We start from the raw sequence: 1,126 nt of genomic DNA on the forward strand, positions 1-1,126 counted from the left end.
GTTGCGACCACCTTCCAGAAGGAATTGAAGAAGGCCGGCGTGATCTTCATGCCGATCTCGGAAGCGATCCGCGAGCATCCTGAGCTGGTGCGCAAATATCTCGGCAGCGTGGTGCCGACGTCGGATAACTTCTTCGCCACCTTGAACTCGGCGGTGTTCTCCGACGGCTCGTTCGTCTACGTGCCGCCGGGCGTGCGCTGCCCGATGGAATTGTCGACCTATTTCCGCATCAACGAGCGCAACACGGGCCAGTTCGAGCGCACGCTGATCATCGCCGACAAGGGCTCGTATGTGAGCTACCTCGAAGGCTGCACAGCGCCGCAGCGCGATGAGAATCAGTTGCACGCCGCGGTGGTCGAGCTCGTTGCGCTCGATGACGCCGAGATCAAATATTCGACGGTCCAGAACTGGTATCCCGGCAACTCGGAAGGTAAGGGCGGCATCTACAACTTCGTCACCAAGCGTGGCGATTGCCGTGGCGACCACTCGAAGATCTCCTGGACCCAGGTCGAGACCGGCTCCGCCATCACCTGGAAATATCCGAGCTGCATCCTGCGCGGCGACAATTCGCGCGGCGAGTTCTACTCGATCGCGATCTCGAACGGTTACCAGCAGGTCGACAGCGGCACCAAGATGATCCATCTCGGCAAGAACACGTCGAGCCGGATCATCTCCAAGGGCATCGCCGCCGGAAAATCGCAGAACACCTATCGCGGCCTCGTCACCGCGCACCGCAAAGCCACCGGCGCGCGCAACTACACCGCCTGCGACTCGCTCCTGATCGGCGATAAATGCGGCGCGCACACCGTGCCTTATGTCGAGGCGAAGAACTCTTCGGCGACGTTCGAGCACGAGGCGACGACCTCGAAGATCTCCGAGGACGTGCTGTTCTACTGCGTGCAGCGCGGATTGAGCCAGGAGGAAGCGGTCGGCCTCGTCGTCAACGGCTTCGTCAAGGACGTGCTGCAGCAGCTGCCGATGGAGTTCGCGGTCGAGGCGCAGAAGCTGATCTCGATCTCCTTGGAGGGCAGCGTCGGATAAGCCAATGGTCCAAACCATTCGGAACATCCTCGTTGGCGTTCAGGTTTGGCCATTCGCGATCACTGGGTTCGTGGCGATCGCCGGA

Annotated in this window: 1 protein-coding gene; it reads left to right on the forward strand. The window is 61.0% G+C overall.

Annotated elements, in window-relative coordinates:
- The coding region (gene sufB, locus AC5ZGW_RS46345; protein WP_496114176.1) for a Fe-S cluster assembly protein SufB at positions 1-1,041 on the forward strand (1,041 nt) is incomplete at its 5' end.
- Positions 1,042-1,126: the final 85 nt, after the last annotated feature.

Source organism: Bradyrhizobium sp. Crot121, from assembly GCF_059512385.1.